The organism is Corynebacterium sp. TAE3-ERU16 (assembly GCF_019209935.1).
Taxonomy (GTDB): Bacteria; Actinomycetota; Actinomycetes; order Mycobacteriales; family Mycobacteriaceae; genus Corynebacterium; species Corynebacterium antarcticum.
Genome location: NZ_JAHUTN010000007.1, coordinates 61,556 through 83,050 on the forward strand (window position 1 = coordinate 61,556; position 21,495 = coordinate 83,050).

At 67.4% G+C, this 21,495-nt stretch carries 15 protein-coding genes; 5 read left to right on the forward strand and 10 right to left on the reverse strand.

The window, feature by feature from the left end; translation table 11 throughout:
* Nucleotides 1–84: 84 nt before the first annotated feature.
* A complete protein-coding gene (locus tag KRX55_RS08490) occupies nt 85–1,620 on the reverse strand; it encodes a pentapeptide repeat-containing protein (protein ID WP_218407322.1) in 1,536 nt (511 codons plus the stop codon).
* 70 nt (nt 1,621–1,690) lie between these two features.
* Nucleotides 1,691–4,252 carry an ATP-dependent chaperone ClpB gene (gene clpB, locus KRX55_RS08495; RefSeq protein ID WP_218407323.1) on the reverse strand — a complete coding sequence of 854 codons (2,562 nt, stop codon included), beginning with the start codon at nt 4,250–4,252 and terminating at the stop codon, nt 1,691–1,693.
* 377 nt (nt 4,253–4,629) lie between these two features.
* Between clpB and KRX55_RS08500 the strand changes: the two genes are divergently transcribed.
* The gene (locus KRX55_RS08500; RefSeq protein ID WP_218407324.1) at nt 4,630–5,412 is read left to right on the forward strand and encodes an L-threonylcarbamoyladenylate synthase; all 783 of its coding nucleotides are present in this window, start codon (nt 4,630–4,632) and stop codon (nt 5,410–5,412) included.
* A gap of 91 nt (nt 5,413–5,503) precedes the next feature.
* Nucleotides 5,504–6,658 carry an FAD-binding oxidoreductase gene (locus tag KRX55_RS08505; protein ID WP_218407325.1) on the forward strand — a complete coding sequence of 385 codons (1,155 nt, stop codon included), beginning with the start codon at nt 5,504–5,506 and terminating at the stop codon, nt 6,656–6,658.
* A gap of 4 nt (nt 6,659–6,662) precedes the next feature.
* Here KRX55_RS08505 and KRX55_RS08510 read toward each other — a convergent pair whose 3' ends face one another.
* A complete protein-coding gene (locus KRX55_RS08510) occupies nt 6,663–7,487 on the reverse strand; it encodes a carbon-nitrogen hydrolase family protein (protein ID WP_218407326.1) in 825 nt (274 codons plus the stop codon).
* A 205-nt stretch (nt 7,488–7,692) separates the two neighbouring features.
* Here KRX55_RS08510 and KRX55_RS08515 point away from each other — a divergent pair, with 205 nt between their 5' ends.
* The gene (locus tag KRX55_RS08515; RefSeq protein WP_218407327.1) at nt 7,693–7,953 is read left to right on the forward strand and encodes a hypothetical protein; all 261 of its coding nucleotides are present in this window, start codon (nt 7,693–7,695) and stop codon (nt 7,951–7,953) included.
* A complete protein-coding gene (locus tag KRX55_RS08520; protein ID WP_218407328.1) occupies nt 7,946–9,235 on the forward strand; it encodes an alpha/beta hydrolase in 1,290 nt (429 codons plus the stop codon). The genes KRX55_RS08515 and KRX55_RS08520 overlap by 8 nt, the downstream gene beginning before the upstream one ends.
* 102 nt (nt 9,236–9,337) lie before the next feature.
* Here KRX55_RS08520 and adhP read toward each other — a convergent pair whose 3' ends face one another.
* From adhP to dnaK, 7 genes are all read right to left on the reverse strand, one after another.
* Nucleotides 9,338–10,372, reverse strand: coding sequence for an alcohol dehydrogenase AdhP (adhP, locus tag KRX55_RS08525; protein WP_200256387.1), 1,035 nt, complete (start codon nt 10,370–10,372; stop codon nt 9,338–9,340).
* A gap of 196 nt (nt 10,373–10,568) precedes the next feature.
* Nucleotides 10,569–12,086 carry an acetaldehyde dehydrogenase ExaC gene (gene exaC, locus KRX55_RS08530; RefSeq protein ID WP_218407329.1) on the reverse strand — a complete coding sequence of 506 codons (1,518 nt, stop codon included), beginning with the start codon at nt 12,084–12,086 and terminating at the stop codon, nt 10,569–10,571.
* A gap of 408 nt (nt 12,087–12,494) precedes the next feature.
* Nucleotides 12,495–12,950, reverse strand: coding sequence for a heat shock protein transcriptional repressor HspR (locus KRX55_RS08535; protein WP_255567697.1), 456 nt, complete (start codon nt 12,948–12,950; stop codon nt 12,495–12,497).
* A gap of 109 nt (nt 12,951–13,059) precedes the next feature.
* Complete coding sequence (gene dnaJ, locus KRX55_RS08540) at nt 13,060–14,241, reverse strand: molecular chaperone DnaJ (RefSeq protein WP_218407331.1); 1,182 nt, start codon at nt 14,239–14,241, stop codon at nt 13,060–13,062.
* Between the two features lie 125 nt (nt 14,242–14,366).
* Entirely contained in the window at nt 14,367–15,044 is a 678-nt protein-coding gene (gene grpE, locus KRX55_RS08545; RefSeq protein WP_218407332.1) for a nucleotide exchange factor GrpE, read from the reverse strand.
* Entirely contained in the window at nt 15,041–15,211 is a 171-nt protein-coding gene (locus KRX55_RS08550) for a hypothetical protein (protein WP_218407333.1), read from the reverse strand. Before KRX55_RS08550 ends, grpE begins: the two co-directional genes overlap by 4 nt.
* The gene (gene dnaK / locus KRX55_RS08555) at nt 15,212–17,047 is read right to left on the reverse strand and encodes a molecular chaperone DnaK (RefSeq protein WP_218407334.1); all 1,836 of its coding nucleotides are present in this window, start codon (nt 17,045–17,047) and stop codon (nt 15,212–15,214) included.
* Nucleotides 17,048–17,925: 878 nt separating this feature from the next.
* On the opposite strand from dnaK, the gene KRX55_RS08560 reads away from it, so the two are divergent.
* Nucleotides 17,926–21,402: a proline dehydrogenase family protein gene (locus KRX55_RS08560; RefSeq protein ID WP_218407335.1), complete on the forward strand. Its 3,477-nt coding sequence runs from the start codon at nt 17,926–17,928 to the stop codon at nt 21,400–21,402.
* The last annotated feature ends 93 nt before the right edge of the window (nt 21,403–21,495 follow it).

Below are 21,495 nucleotides of genomic sequence, written 5' to 3' on the forward strand. Positions count from 1 at the left end.
GGTACGGGGTACGACGGGTGGAGGGGGCAGAACTCGCCTGTTCTTGGACCTGGCACTCAGACCGCGGAAGCCGCCGCTAGAGCGCTAGTCTTCGTCCTCCGGTTCCGGATCATCGACCAGTTTCATACCGTGAGCCTCCGGATCGAAGCCCTCGGGGAAAACCGTGGTGGAGCTGTAGGTGGCGCCCCGGCATTGAGTTTTTTCGTCGAAGGTGCAGGGCATAGACAATGACCCATCGTTATTCTTGGCGGCGAGCTTCGCCCCCTCCAAATGGGCACCCCTCAAGTTCGCTCCCTCAAGAATGGATCCCCACAGCGACGCACCCTCCAGGTGAGCATCCTTCAGATCCGCCTTGTGCAGGTTAGCGCACTCCAAGTTCGCTCGCGCTAGGTTGGCTTTCCCCAGTTTCACTTTGACAGCGTGAACCCACACCAGGTTCGCCTCTTCCAAATGAGCACGCGCCAGGTTCGCCTCTTCCAGATGAGCACGCGCCAGGTTCGCTCCCTCCAGATGCGCGGACCCCAAATCAACACCTCTCAAATGACTCTTCCAAGTCTGTATGCGTTTCTCCTCTTCGTTTTTTTCTGTGTTCGCCGGAACTAATAGGCGAGAAAAAGGAAGATTCGGGAGCCTGACTCCCTCAAAGTTCACCCCATCGAATGATCCCTTCTGGGCTGATTTCAATCCTCGCCGGCGAGCAGCGATGATCCCCTCACGGAGCTCCCGTTTCCCATATTTTCCGGCATTCTCACTCGATGAATCGTTGTGTGGGTACTGGTGACCTTCAACGTAGTCCTTCATCGCCAGATCGAAGAGCTCCTGCCTCCGGAGCAGGCCTTCAGCTTTGAGCTGCTCCACCCGCTCTTTCGCATCGTGGAGTTTCCGGGCTTCGATTTCCGTGATCTCTCCTCTAATGAGGGCGTTCCAGTCGTCGATCTGGAACATCAGCTCGGAGATGGCGGCTGCGCGCACGACTTCACTGTCGTTGGCTAGGTGTTCAATGGAGGTCTGCAGCTTCTTCGACATGTCCATGCGCTGCTGGACGGAGAGTTGTCGACTCTCCCGCAGTGACTCGGATTCCAGTCGATCGTTCTGTCGCCTGTCCTCCCGCTCCTGCTGTTCGATGGAGCGGCGTTGGGTTGCCCAGACAGACAGCGCGAGCCCACTTGCTGCAAACAGCCCCGCAGCAAGTTGTCCGTCACCCTCCTCCTGCATGACCGTGACTACGCGTATTCCTCCCGCCAGTGACAGGAGGGAGAAAAGAACAAAAAAGATTTCAATCCACGAAAATCTGGAGTGTGGAGCTTTCGGATCGGCGACTCCCGAAGCACCGTCTTTGTCATTCGGTTCGATGGGTTCAAGCAGCCACAATCCCAAACCCAAGACAACAATCACGAACCCGAAGCTATAATATCCGCCGTAGCATCCCCGTATCACCTGAATGTCCGCTGCTATTCGTTTCCACCCGGTTCCGATGAGCCCCGCGGGGAGAAGAACGAAGGGCGCACCGACGAGAACTGTCCGCAGTTTCACGTACATTTTCCAGCGGTTGATCGTCTTTTTCTCCGGCTGGACGCCATCGCCACTGGCGTCGGGTTCTTTGTCGGGAGCCGAGGTCATAGCCACAGAATAGTACATCTCATACTGGTGCCCCGGCCGCGTTTAAACAGCCGGGGCACCACCAATGCACTTACCGCTGCGGGCTGACCTTCAGGGTCTCCCCGTCCTCTGCGAGGGTGACCTGCACGGTGTCGCCGTCGACGATGGTGCCTGCGAGGAGTTCCTTCGCCAACTTGTCGCCGATGGCCTGCTGGATCAGGCGGCGCAGCGGGCGGGCACCGTAGGCCGGGTCGTAGCCGCGCTCAGCGAGCCACGCCTTCGCCGGGTCGTCGACCTCGAGGACGAGGCGGCGGGCGGCGAGTCGGGCGGCGAGCTGCCGGACCTGGATCTCCACGATGTGGGTGAGCTGTTCCTCCGAGAGCCGGTTGAACGTGACCACATCATCGAGACGGTTGACGAACTCGGGCTTGAAGGTGTGCTTCACCGCCTCCATCATCTGTTCCTTCGTGCCACCCGCACCCAGGTTGGAGGTGAGGATGAGCAGCGTGTTGCGGAAGTCCACGGTGCGGCCCTGGCCGTCGGTCAGCCGCCCCTCGTCGAGGACCTGGAGCAGCACGTCGAACACGTCCGGGTGCGCCTTCTCCACCTCGTCGAAGAGCACGACGGTGTACGGACGACGGCGGACGGCCTCGGTGAGCTGGCCGCCGGCGTCGTAGCCGACGTATCCGGGGGGCGCGCCGACGAGCCGGGCGACGGAGTGCTTCTCCCCGTACTCGGACATGTCGATGCGAACCATGGCCCGCTCATCGTCGAAGAGGAACTCGGCCAGCGACTTCGCCAGCTCCGTCTTACCGACGCCGGTCGGGCCGAGGAAGAGGAACGAGCCGGTGGGCCGGTTCGGGTCGGCGACCCCGGCACGGGAGCGGCGCACGGCGTCACTGACGGCCTCGACGGCCTCGGACTGGCCGACGACGCGGTTCTCCAGCACGCTCTCCATGGCGAGGAGCTTCTCGGTCTCACCCTGCATCATCTTGCCCGCGGGGATACCGGTCCACGCGGAGACGACCTCGGCGATGACGTCGGGCGTGACCTCCTCGGTGAGCAGCTGGTTCTCGCCCGGATTGTCCACGCTCTTCTCCGCTTCGGCGACCTCCTTCTCCAGCTCCGGGATGCGGCCGTAGCGCAGTTCGGCGACGCGACCGTAGTCGCCGTCGCGTTCGGCGATCTCGGATTCCTGGCGCAGGCGCTCCAGCTCCTCCTTCGCACCGCGGACCTTGTCGATGGCGGACTTCTCGTTGGTCCAGCGCGCCTTCAGCTCGTTCAGTTTCTCGCGTTCGTCGGCGAGTTCCTGGCGGAGCTTGTCCAGGCGGTCCTTCGAGGCGGCGTCCTTCTCCTTGGACAGGGCCATCTCCTCGATCTCGAGGCGGCGGACGACGCGCTCGAGGGCGTCGATCTCCTGCGGGGAGGAGTCGATCTCCATACGCAGGCGGGACGCGGCCTCGTCGACGAGGTCGATGGCCTTGTCGGGGAGGAATCGGGAGGTGATGTACCGGTCGGACAGGGTCGCGGCGGCGACGAGGGCGGAGTCCTGGATGCGGACGCCGTGGTGCACCTCGTAGCGTTCCTTCAGCCCACGCAGGATGCCGATGGCATCCTCGACGGAGGGTTCCCCGACGTAGACCTGCTGGAAGCGTCGCTCGAGTGCGGCGTCCTTCTCCACGTACTTGCGGTACTCCTCGAGGGTGGTGGCGCCGACGAGGCGCAGTTCACCGCGGGCGAGCATCGGCTTGATCATGTTTCCGGCGTCCATGGCGGAGTCGCCGGTGGCTCCGGCACCGACGATGGTGTGCAACTCGTCGATGAAGGTGATGATCTGCCCGTCGGAGTTCTTGATCTCGTCGAGCACCGCCTTGAGGCGCTCCTCGAACTCGCCGCGGTACTTCGCGCCGGCGACCATGGATCCCAGGTCAAGGCTGACCAGGGTCTTTCCGCGCAGGGACTCGGGCACGTCGCCGGCGACGACGCGGCGGGCCAGGCCCTCGACGATGGCGGTCTTGCCCACACCGGGTTCGCCGATGAGCACCGGGTTGTTCTTGGTGCGGCGGGACAGGACCTGCACGACGCGGCGGATCTCGGAGTCACGGCCGATGACGGGGTCGATCTTTCCTTCGCGGGCGAGCTTGGTCAGGTCGGTGGAGTACTTCTCCAGGGCCTGGAACTGCCCCTCGGGATCCTCGGTGGTGACCTTGGTGGAGCCACGCACGGTGGTGAAGGCGCCCTTGATGGCGTCGTAGGTCGCGCCGTGCTTCTTCAGCAGGTCGGCGGCCTCGCCGGCGCCGCGGGCGATTCCGGCGAGCAGCACCTCGGTGGAGACGTATTCGTCACCTAGCTCACCGGCGAGCTCCTGGGCCGCGGTGAGCGCGTTGAGGGCGTCCCGGTTGAAGTTCGGGTTCGCCAGGTTCGCCCCCTGGGCCTTCGGGTAACCGGCGACGAGGGCCCTCGCCTCGGCGAGAACGGCGTCGGGGTCGGTGCCCGCGGCCTTGAGGACCGGGGCGGCGATGCCGTCGGCCTGGTCGAGGATGGCGACGAGCAGGTGGGCGGGCCGGATGTCCGGGTTGCCGTTGGCGGAGGCGGCCTGCAGAGCGGCCTGCATCGCCTCCTGGGTCTTGGTGGTGGGGGTGAAAGAACTCATGTTCTCCGTCTGTCCCTTCTTCTTACGTGTCGTTTTGTCGTGAACTGTTCCGTCGCCGGTCGACCCTGATCCTGCCCCGGGGACCGGCCTTTCACTCCGTACAACGCCACAAGGGTTGAGTCTGTTCCACTCAACCCAAACTTTTTTCGGCTCGCCACCTTTATAGTCGAGGACTCAACTTTGTGCCGCCCTCCCCATACCCGCCTGCAGCCCACCCCACGGGGACGGCCGACACCTCCCCTCCTCCGATCCCCCACGTTGCCCACCGGGCGTCAATCCCATAGAGTAGGACTCACATTCCACATATTGAAACACCGGCGCGGTCGTGACCACCATCGCGCCCATCGCAGTGACCCGAAGAAAGGACACCGAAGAAAATGGCAGAAGCAACGCCCAAAACCCAGTGGACCGGCGAGATCATCCCCGAGGCCTTCGAGGCGATCTCCGCCGACGGCGGCCTGATCGTCTGCGCCACCAAGGTCGGCTACATCCTCATGGCCACCGACGGCGAGGGCCTGGAGCGCAAGTTCGACGCCAAGCAGCGCAAGCGCAACAAGCCGGCCGTGGTCCTGTGCGCGAGCATCGACGAGCTCAAGGAGCTGGCCCAGGTCAACGACGAGATCATCGCGTTCTACGAGCGCCACTGGGAGCAGGACATCCTGCTGGGCTGCATCCTGCCCTGGCGTGAGGACGCCATCGCGAAGATGCCCGACGACACCGTGCGCGAGCTGGCCCGTGACGGCCGCGGCACCAGCTGCTTCGTCATCCGCTTCGGCCGCCCCGCCGAGCAGATCGCGGCGAAGAACTGGGAGCAGGGCAAGGTCACCTTCGCCTCCTCCGCCAACCCCTCCGGCATCGGCAACCGCGGCCAGGTCGCGTTCATCGGTGAGCGCATCGAGTCCGAGGCCGACTACATCGTCGCCGCCGACGACTACGTCGCCTCTATCCAGCCCGACAAGGACGAGGACTCCCGCCACGAGCAGGGCGTCATGGTGTCCCTGGTGGACAAGGACGGCAACCTCGTCCCCGAGCAGAAGGGCGAGCGCTCCATCACCCCGTGCCCGGTCCTGATCCGCAACGGTCTGGACGGCGACCGCATCATGAACAACCTCTCCGAGTTCTTCCTGAGCTGGGACTACCGCCAGGGCGAGTACTACTAGGCCACCCCGCGCACTCCCCGCACCACGGATCCCACCGAAAAAAGGGTGACCGGTGCGGGGACACGTGTTTTTCTGGGGCACAATGACACGTGTGCACCATGAGACCCTGAAGCCGGTGGCGATCCGGCTGCGCATCCACGCGGAGAGCTTCCGCGAGGGGGTCAACGCGCGTTTCTTCCGGGAGCACCCGAGCGACCGGGAGCTGTTCCCGGTCGACAGCCACGACGTGCACGCGGATCTGCCGACGGTGCTCGACTGGGTCCTGGTCAACACCCCCGTCGACGGCTCCCTCCAGGAGCGGGTGCGCACCATTCTCGCGCAACTGGGACGGGAGAACCGCCGGTACCGTATGCCCACGGCGCACTACGCATCGCTGTCGGGTGCCGCACGGGCGGAGGTGGGACGGATCATCGCGAACCTCCCGCCGGAGCTCGTCGCCGGTGCCGATACCGCGATCGCCCGGTGCTTCGGGGTGATGGCGGAGGCGGCCGCGGAATGCGACGTCGCCGGAGTCCCGGATTCCTGGCCCGCCGAGGTCGTCGAGGTCGAGCGGCGGTGCGCCCGGGTGTCCGTCGTCCGGCTGATCGCGCAGTCACCGCTGCCCTATACCGCGGGGCAGTACCTTCCCGTCACCAGCGACACGACGACCCGCGGGCTGTGGCGGCACCTGTCGCCGGCGATCCCGGCCAACGACTTCGGGCAGGTGGAGTTCCACGTCTTCGCGGACCGTGACGACACCATCGGGCGTCTCCTCGCGTCCCCGGAGCCCGGTGACCGCTGGCGGATCGGTGCTCCGCTCGGCGTTTTGTCCGCCGACGGGTCACGCGACATCCTGATGGTCGCGCACTCCACGGGCCTCGCCCCGGTGCGCGCACTCATCCTGGACATGCTGATGCGCGGGACAAACCGCCGGGTGCACCTGTTCTTCGGGGCGGACAGCCCCGGCGAACTCTACGATCTCCGGGGGCTCTGGCAGCTGGTCGCGGGAGCGCCGTGGCTGTCGGTCACCCCGGTGGTCACCCGGGAGATCGACCCGTGGTGGGTGCGGCCCACCGAGCACTCGACCGCCCCGCGCGGCCTGCACATGCGGCAGACCGGCTCCCTCGCGGAGGTGGTCCCCGGCTACGGCACCTGGGAGGACCGGGACGTACTCATCGCCGGCCCTGACGACATCGTGACCGACGTCGCCGCAGCGATGCGGGCGGCGGGCACCCCGGCGGAGAACATCCGGCACGATCCGGTGTGAGGCCTCAGAACCGCCGTTTCGCGCCGAGCACGGGGATCGACCTCCGGGTCTTCTCCACCGTGTCGGCGTCGATGTCGGCGTAGATGATGTCCTCGCCGTAACCGGCCTCGACGATGCGCAGTCCGTCCGGACCGATGATCGCCGAGTGACCGATCCCGGTCGGCCCGTCGTTCTCCCCCGCGGAATCCTCCCCGCCGGGGCGCGCCTGCCCCGCGGCCAGCACGTAGCAGGTCGAATCCAGCGCGCGGGCCCCGGTGAGCACCCGCCACTGCTGCAGTTTCCCCGGGCCGTCCGACCACGAGGTGGGCAGGACGATCACCTGGACGCCCTCGTTCTCCGCGAGTGCGGTGAACTGCTCCGGGAAACGGACGTCGTAGCAGACGGCGAGTCCGACGGTGAGACCGCCGACGGCGACCGTGACCAGTTCGTCCCCGGGGCGGACGGTGTCCGATTCGCGGAAACCGAAGGCGTCGTAGCAGTGGATCTTGTGGTACCCGAGGTGGTGTCCCCCGCCGGTGAGCAGCGCGGTGTTGTGCACCCGGTTGACGGTCTTTCCGTCGACCTCGACGGTGTCGGCCGGTGTGAACATGCCGACCACGACCGTGACGCCGAGTTCCTCGGCGAGCTCACGCACCGCCGTCGCGAAGGGCCCGTCGACCGGCTCCGCCACGGTGTCGAGGCGTCCCGTCTTGAACGCACGCATCGTCGCCTCGGGGAAGACGATGAGTTCGGCACCTTCCCCCGCCGCGGTACGGGCGTGCCGGAGAACGGCGTCGAGGTTCGCATCGACGTCGCCGGTGGACTGCATCTGGACCAGAGCTGCTCGCATGGGTCCACGATAGGGGTTTCCGCGACCGTCCGCCGGGATTCGGCCCCGACACCGCACCTCCGGTGGATCGGACACTCCCCGACCGTGTTGTCCACAGCCCGGCCCGGACGGCCGCGCGCCGGCGACCCGGATCGCCGACCCTGGGCCTGACCACCCCGTGTTCCGCCGCCACCCCCATCGGCGCCCGAGCGAAAGGCCCCTCCACGTGAACCGGATCATCTTCTCCGAGGACGCGGCCCGTCCGCTGCGGGCACCCGACGATCCACGGGTGCCGCTCCCCGAGCTACCCCACGGCTCGATGACCGCCGCGGTGCTGTCCCGGTTGGTGGACTCCTGGTCCCGGGTGCTCGGCGAGACGTCGGCGGAGATCACCGAACTCCGCTCCGGTGTCCGGACCCTGGTCTCCCGGCTCCGGGAATCCGACGCCTCCGGCGCCGGGGACCTCGACGGGATCGGCCATGTCTAGTCGCCTGCTGCCACTGCCCTGGTCGCGGACCCTCGCGACAGTCGCGATCGATCTCGACCGGGGCAGGTCGGTGATCGTCCGCTCGAACGACACCAACAGGCGACAGTGGGCCACGTCCGCACACCGGGGGTTGCGCGGCTCCTCCTTCGCCGCGGCGGAGGGCAGGGAGGAGCGCGTCTCCGCGCTGCGGGACGCCACCGCGGAACTCATCGGGACCGCCGTCTCCGTTCTCTCCCGGGTCGCTTCCCTCCAGTCCGCACTGGAGGACGAGTACGACCGCGTCATCGGGGCCGCCCGGACCAGAGGGCTCGCGGAGGTGGCGGGCGTGGTCATCGCGCTCACGGACGACCTGCTCGAGGAGTCCGAGGTATTCAATCTCATGCTGGGCCGGATAAGACGTGAGGGGCTCCTCCTCGACCGGCACTGCGCGGCCCGCCTCGAGCTGCTCCTTCCCCTGACTCCGTTCGACGAGCGGAGGAAGCGGTGCGTGGCGGCCCTGGAGGACGTGTACACACCGGCCCCGGCGCGGTTGCCGCTTCCGGCCACCCCCGCCGTCTCCGCCACCGACCTGCACGAGCTCAACATGGCCGATGCGGACGACGGGCTCAGGGACCTCGCCGACCGGTTCCCCGGCATGGTCGTCCTGGAGACCGGGGACGGGCACCTGGTCGCCGCATTCGGTGACATCGACTCCGCCGAATCCGTGATCACGATGGTCTCCGGCGTCGGTTCCGGCGACCCGGAGTCTGTGGCGGGCGCCCTCGACCGGGGACGTGCCCTCCACCGGGAGGTGGGCGGTGCGGTCATCGTGTGGAACGGGTACCGGCCCCCGGCAACGGTCATCGACGGCGGGCAGGACATCTCGGCGCGGCTGGGCGCGGCGAAGCTCCGGACGTTCATGCACTCGCTCACCGAGCGTCGCGGTTCGTCGGTGCACCGGACCGTGGTGGCCCACAGCTACGGATCCCTGGTGACCGGGCTGGCCGCCGCGGGAAGCAGCGGAGGACTCGACGCGGACGCCATCATGTTCCTCGGGAGTCCGGGAACCGGGGTGGCCGGGGCGGACGAGCTGCAGCTGAACTCCCCGGATCCCCGGATCCTCGCCGCCAGGAGCCCCACTGATCCGATCGGCCTCGTGAATTCCGCTGTCGCGGGCGTGCACGGACGGGATCCCGCGAGCGCCGGTTTCGGTGCCGAGGTGATTCCCGCGGAAGGCGGCCACAGTGACTACTTCGAGGATCCGGCCGTACTCGATGCGTTACGGCGGTTGCGGTCGCACTGAGGGACGGTAGGGGATGAATGGGCCCGGCCCCGGGCCTCCTCCACGAGGGGAAGGCGCGGGGCCGGGGACCGGATCAGCTCATGTCCGGGTGATGGTGTCCGCTCAGTAGCGGATGGCCATGCGTCCGTCGATCCTGCCCTTGCGCAGGTCCTCGAAGACGCTGTTCACGTCGTCGAGCTTGCACTCGGCGATGGTGGGCTTGACCAGGCCGCGGGCGTAGAAATCCAGGGCCTCCTCGAGATCCTGGCGGGTACCCACGAGGGAACCGCGGATCGTGAGCGCCTTGAAGACGATGTCGAAGATGCGGGCGGGGAACTCTCCCGGGGGCAGGCCGTTGAACACGATGGTCCCGCCCTTGCGCGCCATATTGATGGCCTGCCCGAAGGCGGCCTCGTGGACGGCGGTGACCAGCACGCCGTGGGCACCGGTACCGGTGAACTCCATGACGGCTTCGGCCGGATCCTTCTCCCGGGCGTTGATGGTGAACTCCGCGCCGTGCTTCTTGGCCAGTTCGAGCTTCTCGTCGGCGATGTCGACCGCGATGACGCGCATGCCCATGGCCACGGCGTACTGGACGGCGATGTGGCCGAGGCCACCGACACCGGAGATCACGACGTACTGACCGGGGCGGGTCTCGGTCATCTTCAGGCCCTTGTAGACCGTGACGCCTGCGCAGAGGATCGGGGAGACCTCGAGCGGATCGGCACCCTCCGGGATCCGGGCGCAGTAGCGGGTGTCGACGAGCATGTACTCGCCGAAGGAACCGTCGACGGTGTATCCGCCGTACTCGGCGTCGTTGCACAGCGTCTCCCAGCCGGTGCGGCACTGCTCACAGGTACCGCAGGCGGACCAGAGCCAGACGTTGCCGACGATGTCACCGAGTTCCACGTCGTGCTCGCCGGGCCCGAGTTTGACCACTTCACCGACGCCCTCGTGGCCGGGAACGAAGGGCAGCGGGGGCTTGACCGGCCAGTCCCCCTCGGCGGCGTGCAGGTCGGTGTGGCAGATGCCGGAGGCCTGGAGCTTGACCAGGGCCTGGTTGCGGCCGGGCTCCGGGAGGTCGACCTCGCGGACGGTGACCTCGGGGCCGAACTCGTCGACGACGGCGGCGGTGAACTTTTCGGGTGCGTGACTCATGTGGAAATCCTCCTGTGGGGGTGGACGCGGGGGTCCGTTTGTAATTTGGCTAATTGGCAACTATTTTCAACAGTGGGGGGAAATGCCTCCGGCCAGGCCACACCGTGCGGGGCACCGTGTGAACCTGACCGGAAAAAATGGCGGAGACGTGCGCGCGGCACCGGACCGGTCATCGACCGGCCGGGGCCGAGCGGGCTCAGAAGAGCCCGGTGGGCTTGGTGTCGTAGGACACCAGCATGTTCTTGGTTCGGGTGTAGTGGGCCATCATCATGGCGTGATTCTCACGCCCGATGCCGGACTCCTTGTACCCGCCGAACGCGGCGTGCGCCGGGTAGGAGTGGTAGTTGTTCACCCACACGCGGCCCGCGTGGATCGCACGCCCGGCGCGGTAGGCGGTGTTGTTGTCTCGGGTCCAGACACCGGCACCGAGGCCGTAGTTGGTGTCGTTGGCGATGCGCATCGCGTCGTCGAAGTCGGTGAACGTCGTGACACCGAGGACCGGCCCGAAGATCTCCTCACGGAAGCACGACATCGTGTTGTCGCCGCGGAAGATCGTCGGCTGGATGTAGAAGCCGTTCAGACCGTCGATCCTGGCGACCCCACCACCGGTGAGCACCTCGGCACCCTCCTGGGGACCGGAGGAGAGGTAGCCGGTGATCTTCTGCATCTGCTCCTCGGATGCCTGCGCGCCGAGCATGGTGTCGGTGTCCAGCGGATTGCCCATCCGGACCTTCTCGACCTTGGCGACGACCAACTCCATGAGCTCGTCGATGATGGATTCCTGCACCAGTGCACGGGAGGGACAGGTGCAGACCTCGCCCTGGTTGAGCGCGAACATCGCCATGCCCTCGACCGCCTTGTCCAGGAAGTCGTCCTTCCTGTCGAGGACATCGGCGAAGAACACGTTCGGGGACTTGCCGCCGAGCTCCAGGGTGACCGGGATGATCTTGTCCGCCGCGGCCTTGTTGATGAGACGACCGACCTCGGTGGATCCGGTGAACGCGATCTTCGCGATCCGGTCGGAACCTGACAGGGCCGCTCCGGCGTCCGACCCGAGACCGTTGACCACGTTCACGACACCCGCGGGGAGGATGTCGGCGATGACCTCCATCAGGTGCATGATCGAGATGGGGGTCTGCTCCGCGGGCTTGAGCACGACGCAGTTGCCCGCGGCCAGCGCCGGGGCGAGCTTCCAGGTCGCCATCAGGATGGGGAAGTTCCAGGGGATGATCTGCCCGACGACGCCCAGCGGCTCCTGGAAGTGGTAGGCCACGGTGTTGTCGTCGATCTCGGACAGTCGCCCCTCGGCCGTACGGGTGACGCCGGCGAAGTACCGGAAGTGGTCGACCGCGAGCGGGAGGTCGGCGGCGAGGGACTCGCGCACCGGCTTGCCGTTGTCCCAGGTCTCGATGACGGCGAGCTCCTCCAGGTGCTCCTCGATCCGGTCGGCGATCCGGTGCAGGATCAGGGCCCGCTCCGCGGGCGGGGTGCTGCCCCAGCCCGGCGCCGCCGCGTGGGCCGCATCGAGCGCCTTCTCGATGTCCGCGGCCTTGCCCGCGGCGAAGCGGGTGTAGACCTCACCGGTGATCGGGCTGATGTTGTCCAGGTATTCGCCGTCGACCGGGGCGACCCACTCGCCACCGATGAAGTTGTCGTAGCGCTCCCTGGGGGAGACGATGGAACCTTCGGTTCCGGGATTGGCGTAGACAGTCATTGGGATCCTCACTTGTTCGGCGATGGCGACCGGCCCTCCGAGACTCACGCGGGGGATGAATTCCCACCGGCGCGATTCGGTGGTTCCGACCGTGCAGTGGACCCCACACTAACCACATTTTTCTGTGTCCCACATCACTAAATGCGCTACCGGACACAGTGAGGCGGAACACAACATCGCCGTCACGGCCAGAACCCCTCGCCGACTAGCCATTTCTTCACATTTTGTGAAAGATGCCAATGCAGCCGTTGCAAATACCCCATTTGGGGGTATTAATGACGTTTCTCACGTTATTTTCAGGAATTGAACGTCGCCGTTTTTACTGCTTCGGATGGAGCATCCAACCCCCGAAACGAAACCGGGACCGCGCCCGGACGGTGGTCCGGTGCGATCCCGGTTCCCGGTACCTCAGGAGTGTCGTTTGCGCCGTTTCCTTCGTGGCTCCCAGATGACGACCGCGGTGGACTCGGGGACCTCGACGAGCTCGCCCCTGGTCCGGGGCGTCCGGCGTTCCCGCTCGAGTGCCTCGCTCAACCGCTGGTTGTCGGATCTGAGCGTCTCCACCTCCCGGCGCAGACGCTCGTTGGACTGGGTCAGGTCGATGATCGCCTTGATGCCCGCGAGGTTCACGCCCTCCTGTTGACTCAGGCGCTGGATCTCCCTGAGGAGCGCCACGTCGGAGCGGGAGTAGCGGCGCCCCCCACCGCGGGTGCGCATCGGGGTCACCAACCCCATACGGTCGTAGGTGCGGAGGGTCTGCGCGTGCATTCCCGCGAGCTCCGCGGCCACCGAGATGACGAAAACCTCTTCGTGTTCCGGGGAGGTGCCGTCCCGGGGCTGGAACCGCCGGTCACTGTGCGGCATCGCTCCCTCACCTCCTCGTCTGGGTGTCATGGCCGGCCCTGTCTGGTACCGGTCCGGGTGCCGGGTCGGCGTGGATGCGCCTCCGGCATCCGACCGACCCACGCGTCGTCTACGCCGACCCCGCCCAGTTCGCGCGGGGATCGAATCCGGATTCCTTCTCCGCCTGCGCGTAGGCGCGCAGCGCGCTGGTCGCCGCGGGCCCGAGATTCTCCGGGACCGTGACCTTCACCGTGACCATGAGGTCCCCCTTCGTCCCGTCCCGTTTCGGGATTCCCCGGCCACGGATCCGCAGGGTCCGGCCATCGGGTGTCCCGGCCGGGACCTTCACCCGGACAGGCGAGTCGAGGGTCGGCACGGTGATCGTGTCGCCGAGGGCCAGCTCCGCGAACGAGACCGGTATCTCGACCTCGAGCGTGGTTCCGGACCTCGTGAACACCTTGTCCCCGCGGACGTGGACCGTGACGAAGAGGTCTCCCGACGGCCTCCCGTTGGGACCGGCCTCCCCCTGGCCCGCGAGCCGCACCTTCTGTCCGTCGATGACCCCGGCTGGCACCCGGACGGTGATGGACCGGGTCCGGTTGACGGTTCCGGTTCCGGAGCAGTCCGGACACGGATCGGAGATGCTCTGGCCACTGCCGCCGCAGTCCGGGCACGGGGCGGAGAACCCGAAGGCACCGCGGTTCTCGCTCGTGAAGCCGGTGCCGCTGCAGCTGTCGCAGCGGCTGGTCTTCCCGGAGCGGGAACCGGAGCCGTGGCACCGCGTGCACGGTGCCGGACCCTTGAGCTCTACGGGGATCGTCGCCCCTTGCGCAGCTTCCCGGAAATCAAGTGTGATGTCAGTTTCGACGTCGGCCCCCCGCGACGGTTGAGCTGCGTGGCGAGGACCGTGGCCGCGGTTGAAAAAGCCACCGAAGATATCACCCAGACCCCCTTCCGCAGTAAATCCTCCATCTCCTCCGAAGAGATCCGAGACGTCGAAGTCCCCCTGCGCCTGGCGAAACCCACCCGGAAAGCCGGACCCCGCCTTTCCGCCGAAGCCGCGCAGTCCCCCGGACGCGAGCATGGCCTTCATCTCGTCGTATTCCCTGCGCTTCTTCTCGTCACCGACGACGTCGTAGGCCTCGGCGATGCGCTTGAAGCGTTCTTCCGCGTTCTTGTCACCGGGATGGTTGTCCGGGTGGTTGTCCCGGGCGAGTTTGCGGTACGCCCGCTTGATCTCCTCGGCTGATGCGGACGAGGAGACGCCCAGGTCCGCGTAGTAGTTCTTCTCAGCCCATTCACGCTCGGCCATTGGGCATCTCCTCCCTCCGTGTCATGCACGGGTTCAAGGTCATTCTAGTTGTTCGGTGGTGTCCGGTGTCCGCCACAGCGGGCCGGACACCGGGGCGGCGTCGCCACCGCCCCGCCGCCACATCACTACGTGGCGGTGTCGTCGTCCCCGACAGCGTCGGCCTCGGGAGCGGACTCCCGGGGATCGGTGATGATCACCATCGCGGTGCGCAACAGCCGGTCCCCCATCGCGAAGCCACGGCGCAGGACCGTCCCGATGACCTTGTCGTCACCCTCGGACAGGTCCTGGACGGCCTCGTGCCGTTCAGGGTCGAACTCGTCGCCCTCGGCACCGAACTCCGCGACGTCGAGCCGGTTGAACACCCCACGGAGTTTGTCGTTGACGGACTTCAGGGGCCCGGTGAGGTCGCCGTGCCGTTCCGCGAGCTCGAGATCGTCGATGACGTCGAGCAGCTGGTTGACGACGGATGCCTTCGCGGAGGCGATGACCGCCTGCCGGTCACGTTCGGTGCGACGCCGGTAGTTGGCGTACTCCGCGGTGACCCGCTGCAGGTCCTCGGTCCTCTCGGCGAGTTCGGCCGAGAGATCCGGTTCCCCGTCCGCTGCGGCTTCCGCGTCCCCGGCGGCCTCGTCGGCTGCGACGGTGGCGAGTGCCTCATCGAGTTCGGCGTCGGCGGCTTCCGCGTCAGCGGCAGCCTCGGCGTCGGCCACGGCCGACTCCGCGCTCTCCGGGGACGTGGCCTCCGGATCGGTCGCGGCCGGGTCGCCGGGGTTGTCCGGCATAGCTCCTTCGTCCTGGCTCACTGGGTCGCCTCCTCGTCGCTGTCGTCGTTCCCGCTGTCGATGACGGCCTGCTCCTCGTGCACCGCGCGCTCGTGGGCGGAGTCCGCGGTCTCCCGGAGATCGTTGGCCACGGCGTCACCCTCGAGAACCTCGTCCGGGTTCTTGTCGGTACCGATCGGTTCGGTCATCTACTTCTTCTCCTCGTCGTCCTCGTCGACGACCTCGGCGTCCACGACGTCCGAGTCGGCGCCGCCGGCGTCAGCCTGGGTGGCTCCCGCCGCGGCCTCGGCCTCGTAGATGGCCTTACCCATCTCCTGGGATTCGGTCGACAGCTTCTCGACGGCCGTCTTGATGGCCTCGATGTCCTCGCCCTTGAGCGCCTCCTCGACCTCCTTGGCGGCTGCCTCGACCTTCTCCTTGGTGTCCTCGCCGATCTTGTCGGAGGAGTCCTCCATGAACTTGCGGGTCTGGTAGACCATGGACTCCGCGGAGTTCCGGACCTCCTGCTCCTCGCGGCGCTTCTTGTCCTCCTCGGCGTGGGCCTCGGCGTCCTTGATCATCCGGTCGATCTCCTCCTGGGACAGGCCGGAGCCGTCCTGGATCTTGATCGTGTTCTCCTTGCCGGTGCCCTTGTCCTTGGCGGTGACGTGGACGATGCCGTTGGCGTCGATGTCGAAGGTGACCTCGATCTGCGGGACGCCGCGGGGGGCCGGCGCGATGCCGGAGAGCTGGAAGGATCCGAGCAGCTTGTTGTGCGCGGCGATCTGACGCTCACCCTGGTAGATCTGGATGCCGACCTCTGGCTGGTTGTCCTCGGCGGTGGTGAAGGTCATGGACTTCTTGGCGGGGATGGTGGTGTTGCGCTCGATGAGCGTGGTCATCACGCCACCCTTGGTCTCGATACCGAGGCTCAGCGGGGTGACGTCGAGGAGCAGCACGTCCTTGACCTCGCCGCGCAGCACGCCGGCCTGCAGGGCGGCGCCCACGGCGACGACCTCGTCCGGGTTGACGCCCTTGTTGGGCTCGCGGCCACCGGTCAGCTCCTTGACCAGGTCGACGACGGCGGGCATACGGGTGGAACCGCCGACGAGGACGACGTGGTCGACGTCGTTGATGGAGATGTCGGCGTCCTTGATGACCTGGTTGAAGGGCTTCTTGGTGCAGTCGAGCAGGTCGGAGGTGATGCGCTGGAACTCGGTGCGGGACAGGGTCTCGTCGAGGAACAGCGGATTCTTCTCGGAGTCGACCGTGATGTAGGGCAGGTTGATGGAGGCCTGCTGGGAGCTGGACAGCTCGATCTTGGCCTTCTCTGCGGCCTCACGCAGACGCTGCAGGGCCATCTTGTCCTTGGTCAGGTCGATGCCGTGAGCGGACTTGAACTTCTCGACGAGCCAGTCGACGATGCGCTGGTCCCAGTCGTCGCCACCGAGATCGTTGTCGCCGGAGGTCGCCTGGACCTCGACGACGCCGTCGCCGATCTCGAGCAGGGAGACGTCGAAGGTACCGCCACCGAGGTCGAAGACCAGGATGGTCTGTTCCTTGTCACCCTTCTCCAGGCCGTAGGCGAGGGCCGCGGCGGTGGGCTCGTTGACGATGCGCAGGACGTTGAGTCCGGCGATCTGGCCGGCCTCCTTGGTGGCCTGGCGCTGCGCGTCCTCGAAGTAGGCGGGGACGGTGATGACGGCGTCGGTGACGTCCTCACCCAGGTAGGCCTCCGCGTCGCGCTTCAGCTTCATCAGGATGCGGGCGGAGATCTCCTGCGGGGTGTAGCTCTTGTCGTCGATGTCGACGCTCCAGTCCTCGCCGATGTGGCGCTTGACGGAGCGGATGGTGCGGTCGACGTTGGTCACGGCCTGGTTCTTGGCCGACTGTCCGACGAGGACCTCGCCGTTCTTGGCGAAGGCGACGACGGACGGGGTGGTGCGGGAACCCTCGGCGTTGGCGATGACGGTGGGGTCGCCACCCTCAAGAACGGAAACAACCGAGTTCGTGGTCCCGAGGTCGATACCTACTGCGCGTCCCATGTGATGGTTCTCCTTTGTATGTCTGTGTCGTCTATCGGCGGTTGACTGCCCCCGACTCAACTTCCGGGGACGATGTTAACAATCCCCTTGAGTGCGGGCCACTCAACCTCTTCACCCATCACAACGGCGCCCGGCGCAAAGTTGTTCCCGGTACGCTCAACTTTTTGAAGGTGATCTGGAACACAGACCGGAAAATGGCGCGCCACCTGGACTTTTACCGAACCGCGACGGAGGGGACGTTCGGGGACCTGCCGCAGCAGCCCTCCCGGGACTCTCGGGACACCACCCACATCGACCATCCACCCGCCGACATCCGGAACAGCCACGTGGCGTCCACACACATTCCCGGGCGTCCCGACCGGCCACGTCGGGTCCCGCCACGCCGCCGCACCGCGGACGGGGCACGGCCGGGTGGATGATTCCCACACCGCACCGACGGTGCGCACCGGTTTCGCCGTACCCCTTCCCCCCGAACCGGGTGGCCACATAGGATGGGGGCACGGTCTCCGCGGGGAACGTGCGGGGCACACGCCCCCTTCCGCCCCGAGTCGGACACGACCCGGTACCCGAGCAGAAAGGCGGTGCGCGGCAGTGGTTCCACCCACCCCGTCCGTACGGCCTCCCTGGCGCGGGACCACCACCACCCAGGCGTACGGGGGCCGCCGCCGGCCCGTCGGTGACCGCCCACCGGTCTGACCCTGCCCCACCCGACCACCCACGTCGGGCTCCGGCTTACCCGGAAGGGCCGCCGACGGCGGCCCGCGTCACCGCAGATCCCCGACACAGCGGGGCCCGGCTCCCCGAGTCACCCACCGACCCGCCGCACCGACGGCCGTCGGGACGCCGGTGACCGTCCACGAAAGCGAGTACCCCCACTCATGCCTCTCCCCCACGCACCCACCAACACCGGCGATGTCGAGAAGGTCAGCTCCGCAGCGATCACCCGTGCCGAGACGTGGCTCAACGCCACCGGCTCCGACGAGTCCCGGAAGGAGTCGAAATCCACCGAGCAGCTGGCCGCCCTGGTGCACGACACCGACGGAATCGACTTCACGATGGGATTCGTCGACCGGGTCGCCCGCCCCGAGGACAACCACGTCTCCGCCCGGGAACTGGCCAACCTGGCCAGCCCCCTCAAGGGGCACGGCACGGTCCCCGACTTCGTCGGTCCCGTTGACCGTGGTCTGGTCACCGCGGGGTCGATCATCGCGCCCTGGCTTCCGGACATCGTCATGCCTATCGCCCGGAAGCGCCTGCGCCAGATGGTCGGCCATCTGGTTCTCGACGCGGAGGGCTCGGCCCTGAACAAGCTGCTCGACCGGTCCCGCGAGCGGGGATTCCGCCTGAACCTCAACCTCCTGGGCGAGGCCGTCCTCGGAGACCGGGAAGCGGAGTCACGCCTCAACCGGACCCTAGACCTGCTGGACAACCCGCGCGTCGACTACGTCTCCGTCAAGGCCTCCTCGGTGTGTGCGCAGCTCAACCCGTGGGACATCGAGGGCAACACCGCGCGGCTGAAGGAGACCCTGCGGCCGCTGTACCGCAAGGCGCTGTCCCGGGATCCACACCCCTTCATCAACCTGGACATGGAGGAGTACAGGGACCTGCGTCTGACGATCCGCCTGTTCACCGAGCTGCTCGCGGAGGAGGAGTTCCTGCCGCTGGAGGCGGGCATCGTCCTGCAGGCATACCTGCCCGACACGCTCGGCGCGCTGCAGGAACTGGCGGAGTTCGCCGCCCGGCGCCGCGCCGCGGGCGGTGCGAAGATAAAGATCCGCCTGGTCAAGGGCGCGAACCTGTCCATGGAGCGCGTCGAGGCCGAGATCCACGACTGGAAGCAGGCACCGTACCTGACCAAGGCCGAGGTCGACGCCAACTACATCCGGCTCCTCGACTGGATCCTCCAGCCGGAACACGCCGACAACGTCCGCATCGGTGTGGCGTCGCACAACCTCTACACCGTCGCCCTCGCCCGCGAGCTCGCCGTGGAACGCGGCGTGGAGCACCAGCTCGACGTGGAGATGCTCCAGGGCATGGCCCCGTCCCAGGCCCGCGCCGTGCGGGACGTGGTCGGGGACCTGATCCTCTACACACCTGTCGTGCACGACGAGGACTTCGATGTCGCGGTGAGCTACCTGGTCCGCCGCCTCGAGGAGAACGGAGCGAAGCAGAACTTCCTCTACGCGCTGTTCGCCCCGGAGATCACCGGCGACGACGGACTCACGCCGATGCAGAGCCAGCGCCAGCGGTTCCGGTCTTCGGTCGCGGAGCGCTGGTCCACCGCGGCCGGCCCGCGCCGGACCCAGGACCGCACCGCCGAGGCGGCGGAGAACGCCGGCACGTCCTCGGGCTCCGTGCCCGGCCACTTCATCGGCGAACCGGACACCGACCCCTCCCTGCCCGCGAACCGCGAGTGGGCCATCGAGGCGCTGGACCGGGACCCTGGCGAGGCGGAGTCCGATGTCGTGACATCGGTGGAAACCATCGACGCCGCCGTGGCCCGGGCCGCGGACGCGGGCCGCGAATGGGGCTCGAGAACCGGTGCCGAGCGCGCGGAGCTGCTGGACCGGGCAGCCGGGGCGCTCGCGAACGCCCGCGGCGAGCTGATCACCGTGATGACGCACGAGGCCGGCAAGACCGTCGCCGAGGCGGACCCGGAGATCTCCGAGGCCATCGACTTCGCCCGCTACTACGCGGAGTCCGCACGCGCGCTGGACCGCGTGCGCGGGGTCCGGTTCGAGCCGTACCGCATCGTGGTGGTCACTCCCCCGTGGAACTTCCCCGTCGCCATCCCGATGGGGGGTGTGTTCGCGGCACTCGCCGCGGGCGCCGCCGTCATCATCAAACCCGCACCCCAGGTGGTGCGCTGCGCGGAGATCGCCGTCGCCGCCCTGCGTGAGGCGGGGATCGGCGGGGATCTGCTGCAACTGGTCAACGCCGACGAGGACGAGGCGGGCAAACGCCTGGTGAGTCATCCGGACGTGGACTCCGTCATCCTCACCGGCGCATCGGAGACCGCGAAACTGTTCCGCAGCTGGAAGCCGCGCATGGTCATCAACGCGGAGACCAGCGGCAAGAACGCCATCATCGTCACCCCGTCCGCGGACCCCGATCTCGCGGTCGCGGACGTCTACCGGAGCGCGTTCGGACACGCCGGGCAGAAGTGCTCGGCGGCGTCGCTGGTGATCCTGGTGGGCTCGGTGGGCAGGTCGAAGCGTTTCCTCAACCAGCTGGTCGACGCGGTCGAGTCCCTCCACGTCGGCTACGGCACCGACATCTCGACGACGATGAACGGCCTCATCGAACCTCCCGGCGAGAAACTCGAACGTGGCCTGACGCAGCTCGACCAGGGCGAGCGGTGGCTGGTCAAGCCGCGGCAGCTGGACGACAGCGGCCGGCTGTGGTCGCCGGGCCTGCGCGACGGTGTCGAACCGGGGTCCTGGTTCCACACCCACGAGTGCTTCGGACCGGTCCTCGGCATCATGCGGGCGGAGTCCCTCGAGGAGGCCGTCGAGTGGCAGAACTCCACCGGCTTCGCGCTGACCGGCGGGCTGCACTCGCTGGACACCGACGAGATCGCCTACTGGCGCAAGCACGTCGAGGTGGGCAACGCCTACATCAACCGCGGCATCACCGGCGCGATCGTGGAGCGGCAGTCGTTCGGCGGCTGGAAGAACTCCTCCCTCGGCGCCGGTGCGAAGGCGGGCGGTCCGAACTACATCGGGCAGCAGGGCACCTGGTCCGAGGGGGACCTCAACGAGCTGCACTCCGGGTCGGTCAGCACACCGGTCGCCCAGATGCTGCGCGAGTTCAGGGCGCAGCTCGGCCCGACGCTCACCCCGGCGGACAACCACTGGCTGCGTCGCTCCGCGGAGGCGGACGCCTACGCGTGGCGGACGGAGTTCGGCGTGGAACACGACCGCACCGCGCTCCTCGCCGAATCGAACGTGTTCCGCTACCGGCCGCTCCTGCAGCCGCTGCGGGTGCGCGTCGGATCCGGGGCCGCGGTACGGGACCTGCTCCGGATGAAGCTCGCGAGTCAGATCACCGGGACGGACATCGACGTGTCCGCGACGGCCGCGACCGCCGCGGAGCTCGGTGCCCTCGGCGCCAGGATCCGGGCCCTGTCCGACGAGGACTTCGCCGCGGAGATCGCGACCACGGCCTCCGCCCGGGTCCGTGCCCTGGGCGAGGTGCCCGACGAGCTCTACCGGGCGGCCGCCGAATCGGGCTCCGTGATCCTCGATCAACCCGTGCTGGCCGACGGCCGTCGGGAGCTGCTGCCGTTCCTCCTCGAGCAGGCGATCTCCACCACCGAGCACCGCTTCGGGTACATCAGGGGCCTGTCCAACTGACCGGAACCCGACCGGAGGGGAGCCCCACCCGTCGACCGGACGGCTCCCCTCCCTCAGTTCGAGGTCACCGGACTACCAGAGGGCCGGTCTCTG